Raw genomic sequence first — 9,761 nt, forward strand, 5'->3', positions numbered from 1 at the left:
TCGCCCGATGGCGGCTGCGCCTTATCGGGCCTGCGTGAACAGAAATTGTAAGCCGGATAAGCGTAGCGCTATCCGGCAGTGAAATTCGAAGAATTTAAGGAAGTCTATTATGGCACTTTGGGGTGGGCGTTTTACACAGGCGGCAGACCAGCGGTTTAAACAATTCAATGATTCGTTGCGCTTCGATTACCGTCTGGCGGAGCAGGATATTGTCGGTTCTGTGGCCTGGTCCAAAGCATTGGTCACGGTAGGCGTACTGACTGCCGATGAGCAACGACAGTTGGAAGAAGCGCTGAACGTGCTGCTGGAAGAGGTTCGCGCGAATCCGCAGCAAATCCTGCAAAGCGATGCGGAAGATATCCATAGCTGGGTGGAAGGTAAGCTCATCGACAAAGTGGGTCAGTTGGGTAAAAAGCTGCACACCGGGCGCAGCCGTAACGATCAGGTGGCGACGGACCTGAAACTGTGGTGCAAAGAGACGGTGAGGGAACTGCTTACCGCTAACCGCCAGCTACAGAGCGCGCTGGTGGAAACCGCGCAGGCGAACCAGGACGCGGTAATGCCGGGATATACCCATCTGCAACGCGCGCAGCCAGTGACTTTCGCCCACTGGTGTCTCGCGTATGTCGAAATGCTGGCGCGCGATGAAAGCCGCCTGCAGGACACGCTTAAACGTCTGGACGTGAGTCCGCTAGGTTGCGGCGCGTTGGCGGGAACGGCCTATGAAATTGACCGTGAACAATTGGCAGGCTGGCTGGGCTTTGCGTCTGCGACCCGCAACAGCCTGGACAGCGTGTCCGATCGTGACCACGTACTGGAATTGCTTTCTGATGCGGCTATCGGCATGGTGCATCTGTCACGCTTCGCGGAAGATCTGATTTTCTTTAATTCTGGTGAAGCGGGTTTTGTAGAGCTTTCTGACCGCGTGACTTCCGGTTCATCGTTAATGCCGCAGAAGAAAAACCCGGACGCGCTGGAGCTGATTCGCGGTAAGTGCGGTCGCGTACAAGGGGCGCTAACCGGCATGATGATGACCTTAAAAGGTCTGCCGCTGGCGTATAACAAAGATATGCAGGAAGACAAAGAAGGGCTGTTCGATGCGCTCGATACCTGGCTTGACTGCCTGCATATGGCGGCGTTGGTGCTGGACGGTATTCAGGTGAAACGCCCACGTTGTCAGGACGCGGCGCAACAGGGGTATGCCAACGCCACGGAGCTGGCGGATTACCTGGTCGCGAAAGGCGTGCCGTTCCGCGAAGCGCACCATATTGTCGGCGAAGCGGTGGTAGAAGCCATTCGCCAGGGTAAGCCGCTGGAAGCGTTGCCGCTGGCCGATTTACAGAAATTCAGCCGCGTGATTGGCGACGATGTGTATCCGATATTGTCTTTGCAGTCGTGTCTGGATAAACGGGCGGCAAAAGGCGGCGTTTCTCCACAGCAGGTGGCGCAGGCCATCGACGATGCGAAGGCGCGCCTCGCGTTGTAGGCCTTATAAGCGTAGCGCCATCAGGTAATACTGCCCGGCCGAGCATCAGCGACGCCGGGCTTTTTTACGCAAAAAAAAAGCGGACCAGAGGTCCGCAAAAGTTCACGTTGGCTTTAGTTATTTCGGGTTCGAGAGATACCCTCTAAACGGGCGGTGTCTTCAAGGGTTAAACGAGAAACCGCTCCGTTCTGTGATGTATTATTAATCAGAAAGGTTGATAGGGATAATCGTTCGTTGCTATGCTACCTATCGCCATGAACTATCGTGGCGACGGAGGATGAATAATGAATATTCGTGATCTTGAATATCTGGTGGCGTTAGCCGAACATCGCCATTTCCGGCGAGCGGCGGACTCCTGTCACGTCAGCCAGCCAACCCTTAGTGGGCAAATACGTAAGCTGGAAGATGAGCTGGGCGTTATGCTGCTGGAGCGTACGAGCCGTAAGGTGCTGTTTACCCAGGCGGGCTTACTGCTGGTGGATCAGGCGCGTACCGTACTGCGTGAGGTCAAGGTGCTCAAGGAGATGGCAAGCCAACAAGGCGAGACGATGTCCGGCCCGCTGCATATTGGTTTAATCCCAACAATTGGTCCCTATTTGCTGCCGCTTATCATTCCAATGTTGCACCAGACTTTCCCGAAGCTGGAAATGTATCTGCATGAGGCGCAAACGCACCAGCTGTTAGCGCAACTCGATAGCGGCAAGCTTGACTGCGCTATTCTGGCGCTGGTGAAAGAGAGCGAGGCGTTTATCGAAGTGCCGCTGTTTGATGAGCCCATGATGCTGGCTATTTATGAGGATCATCCGTGGGCGAATCGCGATCGCGTGCCGATGTCCGATCTGGCAGGCGAGAAATTGCTGATGCTGGAAGATGGCCACTGTCTGCGCGATCAGGCGATGGGGTTCTGTTTTGAAGCGGGAGCGGATGAAGATACCCATTTCCGGGCGACCAGTCTGGAAACGCTGCGCAACATGGTGGCGGCGGGCAGTGGTATTACACTACTCCCGGCGCTGGCCGTACCGCAGGAGCGTAAGCGCGACGGCGTGGTTTATCTGCCATGCATTAAGCCGGAGCCGCGTCGTACCGTGGGGCTGGTTTATCGCCCGGGATCGCCGCTGCGTAGCCGTTATGAGCAACTGGCAGAGGCCATCCGTGGCGCAATGGATGGCCATTTCGACAAGGCGTTAAAACAGGCGGTTTAAGCCGTTCAACGCCGCAACCCGATAAGCTTCCGCCATGGTTGGGTAGTTAAAGGTGGTGTTAACGAAGTATTCGATAGTGTTACCGCCACCTTTCTGCTCCATGATCGCCTGGCCGATATGAATAATTTCGGCGGCGCGTTCGCCAAAGCAGTGAATCCCCAGAATTTCTTTGGTTTCGCGGTGGAAGAGAATTTTTAGCGTGCCGACGTTCATGCCGACGATTTGCGCTCGCGCCAGATGCTTAAACTGCGCGCGGCCCACTTCGTAAGGCACTTTCATTGCCGTTAACTGCTGCTCGGTTTTGCCGACAGAACTGATTTCCGGAATGGTATAAATCCCGGTGGGGATATCTTCGATAAGATGCGCGGTCGCTTCGCCTTTCACCAGCGCCTGCGCTGCAATACGCCCCTGATCGTAGGCGGCGGAGGCCAGACTGGGATAGCCAATCACGTCGCCCACCGCATAGACGTGCGGCAGGGCGGTCTGGTACATACTGTTGACTTTGAGCTGTCCACGGCTGTCTGTTTCCAGACCAATATTCTCCAGCGCCAGCGAATCGGTGTTACCGGTACGGCCATTAGCATAGAGCAGGCAGTCAGCCTTCAGTTTTTTGCCGGATTTCAGGTGCATGATGACGCCATCATCGCAGCCTTCGATTTTCTCATACTCTTCATTGTGGCGAATAACCACGCCGCTATTCCAGAAATGGTAAGAGAGAGAGTCGGACATCTCCTGATCGAGAAAGGCCAGCAGGCGATCGCGGGTGTTGATCAGATCCACTTTCACATCCATACCGCGGAAGATGGACGCATATTCGCAGCCGATAACGCCAGCGCCGTAAATAATAACGTGGCGCGGTTCATGGTGGAGACTCAGGATTGAGTCGCTGTCATAAATGCGCGGATGCGAGAAATCCACATCACTGGGATGGTAAGGACGCGAACCACAGGCAATAACAAATTTTTCTGCCGTCAGGGTTTCAACCGTGCCGTCATGGCATTCCAGCGCCAGGGTATGTTCGTCAATAAAATGGGCGTTGCCCTGCAAGATTTCACAGTGGTTACGCTCATAAAACCCCTGACGCATACGCGTTTGTTGATTAATCACGTTATCGGCATGATTAAGGATATCGGCGAAAGAAGAACGAAGAAGACGGGAGTGGTCGCTATAGAGCGGGTTTTGATTAAATTCAATAATGCGGCTGACGGCGTGGCGAAGGGCTTTGGATGGGATGGTGCCCCAGTGGGTACATCCGCCGCCAACGTTATGATAACGTTCAATCACCGCGACGCGTGCTCCTTGCTTAACCAGACCCATTGCAGCGCCTTCACCGCCGGGGCCTGACCCTATGACGACTGCATCATAATCCCAGGAATGTGGCATGGTATTACTCACCTGTTTTTATACATAAAATAAACACGATGATAACATTTGCCCGGCTTTAACCCAATTATCGTTGTGCTTTTTTGCGAAGCCGGAGCACAAACTGTCTGTAAACAATCATTCACAATCCAGTGTGAACCCGTTACTTTTATTCTCTGGTATAGTGCCGAATAAGGCATATGGAAGGATTCAGACATTGTGATGGGTGTTAGAGCGCAACAAAAAGAAAAAACCCGGCGTTCGCTGGTGGAAGCCGCATTCAGCCAACTGAGCGCTGAGCGGAGTTTCGCCAGCCTGAGTTTGCGTGAGGTGGCGCGTGAAGCGGGCATTGCGCCAACGTCGTTTTACCGTCATTTTCGCGATGTCGATGAACTCGGTCTGACGATGGTGGATGAAAGCGGTCTGATGCTGCGTCAGTTGATGCGTCAGGCGCGACAGCGTATCGCGAAAGGCGGCAGCGTCATTCGCACGTCGGTCTCCACATTTATGGAGTTTATCGGCAACAACCCCAACGCCTTCCGTCTGTTGTTGCGCGAGCGTTCCGGCACTTCAGCGGCGTTTCGTGCCGCCGTCGCGCGGGAGATTCAGCATTTTATTGCGGAACTTGCCGACTATCTGGAACTCGAAAACCATATGCCGCGCGCGTTTACTGAAGCCCAGGCCGAAGCGATGGTAACTATTGTCTTTAGCGCGGGCGCAGAGGCGTTGGACATCGGCGCTGAACAGCGTCGGCAATTAGAAGAGCGGCTGGTATTGCAACTGCGCATGATTGCGAAAGGGGCGTATTACTGGTATCGCCGTGAGCAAGAGAAAATAGCACATCATTCCGAATAACGTGAAGGACGAGTAATGAAACAGTCAGGTCAAGATAAAGGTACGCTGTTGCTGGCGCTCATCGCTGGCTTATCGATTAACGGCACATTCGCGGCGCTGTTTAGCGCTATTGTGCCGTTCTCCGTATTCCCGGTTATCTCGCTGGTGCTGACGGTATATTGCCTGCATCAGCGCTACCAAAATCGTACTATGCCGGTAGGTTTGCCGGGGTTGGCCGCCGCCTGTTTCATTCTTGGCGTTTTACTGTATAGCACCGTCGTGCGTGCAGAATATCCGGATATTGGCTCTAATTTCTTCCCGGCGGTGCTGTCGGTGATTCTGGTATTCTGGATTGGCTTTAAACTGCGTAACCGCAAGCAGGACACCGCGGAATAGTGTGCGAATGCCGGATGGCGGTATAACCGGCCATCCGACGTACATTTTACCTTGCGGTGAGTAATACTCCGCATTCCATATGATGCGTATACGGGAACTGATCGAATAGCGCCAGGCGAGACACCGTGTGCGTCTGGCTTAACGTTTCCAGGTTTTTGCACAACGTTTCCGGATTGCAGGAAATGTACAGAATACGTGGATAAGCCTGCACCATTTTTTCCGTTTCGCTGTCCAGACCGCTGCGCGGCGGATCGACAAAAATGGTTTCGCACTGATAGCGCTTCAGGTCGATCCCCTGCAGGCGGTTAAACTCACGAACGCCATTCATCGCCTGGGTAAACTCTTCCGCCGCCATGCGAATAATTTGCACATTATCAATATGATTAGCGGCAATATTGTACTGTGCGGCAGCGACGGACGGTTTGGCGATTTCGGTTGCCAGCACGCGGTTAAAATTGCGCGCCAGCGCTAAAGAAAAATTGCCGTTGCCGCAATACAACTCAAGCAGATCGCCTTTTGAGTCTTTCGTCACCTCCAGCGCCCACTCTAACATCTGAATATTCATGGCGGCGTTTGGCTGCGTAAAGCTGTTTTCGACCTGGCGGTAGATCATCTCTTTACCTGCCACAGGCAGACGCTCATCAATATAATCCTGATCCAATTCGATTTTAGTTTTAGTGGCCCGGCCAATCAGGTGTACGTTCAGACCTTGCGCGCGTAAAGCATCGCGTAACGCAGTGGCGGCTTCACGCCACTCTTCGTCCAGCTTCTTATGGTACAGCAACGACACTACCGCCTGGTTGCTCAAGGTCGTGAGATAATCGATCTGGAACAGCTTATGCCGCAGTGCATGATTATCGCGCACGCCGGCAATCATCGCCTTCATTAAGGTATTAATCAGTTGGCTGGCCGCCGGGAAGGTGTCAACGCGAATGCGGCTTTTGGTCTGCTGATCAAACATAATGTGGTACAGGTCATCGCCGTCATGCCACAGGCGAAATTCCGCACGCATACGATAGTGACTGACCGGCGAGCGAAATACTTCCGGAACCAGGCCAGAAAACGGCGCCATCATACTCTGCAAGCGCGCCACTTTTTCGGCCAGCTGCGCCTCATACTGTTCTGTCGGAAGATGTTCGGGGGTCATATCGCATCCTGAATAATAAAAGTACGCGGGGATTGTAGGGATTGCTCAGTGGATGTCCAGCTATTGATGATTTCTGATTTGTGATGCGCGGTCTGGACAGGGTGTTGTGACAGACGGTAGCATCCGTGGGCCGGTCCTGTGAGTTAATAGGGAATCCAGTGAAAATCTGGAGCTGACGCGCAGCGGTAAGGAAAGGTGAGATGAGAGCGTAAGCAGACACTGCCTCCGGCGGGAAGTCATCATTTCTGCTATCCAGCCAACGGATAACCCTCCAAGCCCGAAGACCTGCCGGCTAACGTCGCATCTGGTTTTTCATCATCGCGTACTATCGATGAAGCCTGCGGCATCCTTCTTATATTGTGGATGCTTTACAATGATTAAAAAAGCTACGCTGCTGACGGCGTTCTCCGTCACGGCCTTTTCCGCTTGGGCGCAGGACACTAGCCCGGATACCCTGGTTGTCACCGCCAACCGTTTTCAGCAGCCTGTAAACTCTGTTTTGGCGCCAACCGATGTCGTCACCCGCGAGGATATTCAGCGCTGGCAGTCAAAAGATCTTAATGACGTAATGCGCCGTCTTCCTGGTGTGGATATTTCACAGAGTGGCGGAATGGGGAAGAGTTCCTCGCTGTATGTTCGTGGCACCGAATCGCGGCATGTCCTGGTACTGATTGATGGTGTGCCGATGGCGCGGGCGGGCATTAGTAACGCGATTGATATTGGTCAGCTTCCGGTGTCGTTAGTGCAGCGCATTGAATACATTCGCGGACCGCGTTCAGCGGTGTACGGTTCTGGCGCGATTGGCGGCGTCGTCAATATTATTACGATGAGCAATGACGAGAAATCACAGATCAACGCCGGTATGGGATCGGATGGCTACCAGACCTATGATGGGATTATGAATAAACGGTTTGGCGATACGATTGTAACTGCTGCCGGGGCGTATGAGACGACCAGGGGTTTTAACATTCAGCCTGACTCTCCCTATAACGGGGACAGTGACCGGGACGGCTACCGCAATAAGTTGTTCTGGGGAGGCGTACAGCATAAGTTTAACGATAACGTCTCCGGTTTCTTTCGCGGCTATGGTTATACGGCGAATAGCGATTACGATCAGGGTTCATATGGTTATGTTGGCGGCAATGATGAGGCCCAGAATTACACCCAATCTTGGGATGCTGGCCTGCAATACAGTTCTGGCATCTATTCTTCTCAGCTGATCGCCAATTATCAACATATTAAAGATTACAACTACAGTAACGATCTTGGTCGGTATGCGGGGGATGCCTCGCTGGATAACATGGAGCAGCGTTATATTCAATGGGGTAATAGTGTTGAAGTTGGGCACGGAGCGGTTAGCGGTGGGGCTGACTGGAAACAGGAAAAACTGACCTCCAGTAGTACAACGAAGGCCGATACTTACAAACGTGATACCACCGGGCTCTATCTGACCGGACAGCAACAAATCGATAGTGTCACGTTGGAAGCTTCTGGCCGTGAAGATCATGATGAGCAGTTCGGCTGGCATGGGACATGGCAGACCGCAACGGGCTGGGAGTTTGTTGATGGTTATCGGGCAACTCTCTCCTATGGTACGGGGTTCCTGGCACCGTCCCTTGGGCAGCAATATGGCGCGACGCGTTTTGCATCTTCTTATGGGCCTGGTATTGCCGCTAACCCAAACCTAAAGCCGGAAGAATCCAGGCAGTGGGAGGCCGGCATTGATGGGCTGACCGGACCGCTGGATTGGCGCCTTTCTGCATATCATTATAAGGTTCAAAACCTGATCGATTATAAAGATAATCAATACGTTAATCTGAAGTCGGCCACCATTAAAGGTCTGGAGTGGACCGGAAATATCACCACTGGCCCGGTAGATCACCACCTGACGCTGCAATACGTCGATCCGCGTGATGATGAAACCAATAAGGTTCTCTATCGCCGTGCTAAGCAGCAGGTAAAGTATGAGCTGACCGGACAGATTTTTGAACTCGGCTGGAATGTGATGTATCAGTACCTCGGCGAACGTTACGATAAAGACTACGACAATAATAGAGATGTAAAAATGGGCGGCTTGAGCTTGTGGGATATTGGAGTTTCATATCCGGTCACCTCACATCTGACAGTTCGTGGTAAAATAGCCAACCTGTTCGACAAAGATTACGAGACAGTTTATGGCTACCAAACTGCAGGACGAGAATACACCTTGTCTGGCAGCTACACCTTCTGAACCACGTCCCACCGTGCTGGTATTTGATTCCGGCGTCGGTGGATTGTCGGTCTATGATGAGATTCGGCGGCTCCTGCCGGATCTCCACTATATATATGCTTTCGATAACGTGGCTTTCCCCTACGGGGAAAAGAGCGAAACGTTTATCGTCGAGCGCGTTGTCGAGATTGTGACTGCGGTACAGCAGCGCTATCCCCTTTCACTGGCGGTGATTGCCTGTAATACCGCCAGTACGGTCTCACTTCCCGCATTACGTGAAAAGTTTGCCTTCCCGGTGGTGGGCGTTGTGCCTGCGATTAAACCAGCGGCGCGGCTGACCGCAAATGGCGTCGTCGGGCTACTGGCGACGAGAGCCACGGTCAAACGTCCTTATACTCACGAGCTGATTGCGCGCTTCGCTAATGAATGTCAGATAGCCATGTTGGGGTCGGCAGAACTGGTGGAACTGGCGGAAGCTAAACTACATGGCGACTCGGTATCGCTGGAAGAGCTGCGCCGCATATTACGCCCATGGCTACGAATGCCGGAGCCGCCTGACACGGTCGTTCTGGGGTGTACGCATTTCCCTCTATTACGGGATGAGCTTTTGCAAGTCCTGCCCGAAGGGACGCGGTTAGTGGATTCCGGCGCGGCGATAGCGCGTCGTACAGCCTGGCTGTTGGAACATGAAGCGCCGGATGCGAAATCAACCGATGCCAATATTGCTTATTGCATGGCAATGACGCCAGGAGCTGAACAATTATTACCCGTTTTACAGCGTTATGGCTTTGAAACGCTCGAAAAACTGCCGGTTTAATGGCGTTTTGGGTAAATACCAGGCACTTGAGAAATTATTTTAAATTTCCTCTTGTCAGGCAGAAATAACTCCCTATAATGCGCCACCACTGACACGGAACAACGGCACACAGGCCGCCGGGTCAGCGGGGTTCAGACCAGAACCTCACGGAGAAAAGCGAAAATAAACGCTTGACTCTGAAGCGGGAAAGCGTAATATGCACACCCCGCGCCGCTGAGAAAAAGCGAAGCGGCACTGCTCTTTAACAATTTATCAGACAATCTGTGTGGGCACTCGAAGATACGGATTCTTAACGTCCTCGGACGAAA

General features: G+C 53.0%; 8 protein-coding genes and 1 riboswitch. Of the genes, 6 read left to right on the plus strand and 2 right to left on the minus strand.

All coding sequences use genetic code 11. The features are described 5' to 3' along the window. Positions 1-109 precede the first annotated feature (109 nt). The gene (argH, locus tag NBA72_RS20700; protein WP_010835126.1) at positions 110-1,486 is read left to right on the plus strand and encodes an argininosuccinate lyase; all 1,377 of its coding nucleotides are present in this window, start codon (positions 110-112) and stop codon (positions 1,484-1,486) included. A gap of 284 nt (positions 1,487-1,770) precedes the next feature. After that, on the plus strand, positions 1,771-2,688 hold the full coding sequence (gene oxyR / locus NBA72_RS20705) for a DNA-binding transcriptional regulator OxyR (protein WP_001025919.1): 918 nt from the start codon (positions 1,771-1,773) through the stop codon (positions 2,686-2,688). Here the strand turns inward: oxyR and sthA are convergent. After that, positions 2,671-4,071 (minus strand): Si-specific NAD(P)(+) transhydrogenase, encoded by a 1,401-nt coding sequence (sthA, locus tag NBA72_RS20710; RefSeq protein WP_001120791.1) that lies wholly within the window; start codon positions 4,069-4,071, stop codon positions 2,671-2,673. The two genes, oxyR and sthA, sit on opposite strands and share 18 nt — an antisense overlap. A 198-nt stretch (positions 4,072-4,269) precedes the next feature. Between sthA and fabR the strand changes: the two genes are divergently transcribed. Both fabR and NBA72_RS20720 read left to right on the plus strand, forming a co-directional pair. After that, positions 4,270-4,905, plus strand: coding sequence for an HTH-type transcriptional repressor FabR (fabR, locus tag NBA72_RS20715; protein WP_000971958.1), 636 nt, complete (start codon positions 4,270-4,272; stop codon positions 4,903-4,905). Positions 4,906-4,920: 15 nt separating this feature from the next. Continuing rightward, entirely contained in the window at positions 4,921-5,280 is a 360-nt protein-coding gene (locus NBA72_RS20720) for a YijD family membrane protein (protein ID WP_000813838.1), read from the plus strand. A gap of 46 nt (positions 5,281-5,326) precedes the next feature. Here NBA72_RS20720 and trmA read toward each other — a convergent pair whose 3' ends face one another. Next, positions 5,327-6,427: a tRNA (uridine(54)-C5)-methyltransferase TrmA gene (gene trmA / locus NBA72_RS20725; RefSeq protein WP_000186981.1), complete on the minus strand. Its 1,101-nt coding sequence runs from the start codon at positions 6,425-6,427 to the stop codon at positions 5,327-5,329. Positions 6,428-6,541: 114 nt separating this feature from the next. Continuing rightward, positions 6,542-6,734, plus strand: a riboswitch (cobalamin riboswitch). Positions 6,735-6,800: 66 nt separating this feature from the next. Here trmA and btuB point away from each other — a divergent pair. Next, positions 6,801-8,657 (plus strand): TonB-dependent vitamin B12 receptor BtuB, encoded by a 1,857-nt coding sequence (gene btuB, locus NBA72_RS20730; protein WP_000591415.1) that lies wholly within the window; start codon positions 6,801-6,803, stop codon positions 8,655-8,657. Further along, entirely contained in the window at positions 8,602-9,453 is an 852-nt protein-coding gene (murI, locus tag NBA72_RS20735) for a glutamate racemase (protein WP_000201805.1), read from the plus strand. The genes btuB and murI overlap by 56 nt, the downstream gene beginning before the upstream one ends. Positions 9,454-9,761: the final 308 nt, after the last annotated feature.

The sequence above is a fragment of the Salmonella sp. NW1250 genome, assembly GCF_051812965.1.
Lineage (GTDB): Bacteria > Pseudomonadota > Gammaproteobacteria > Enterobacterales > Enterobacteriaceae > Salmonella > Salmonella enterica.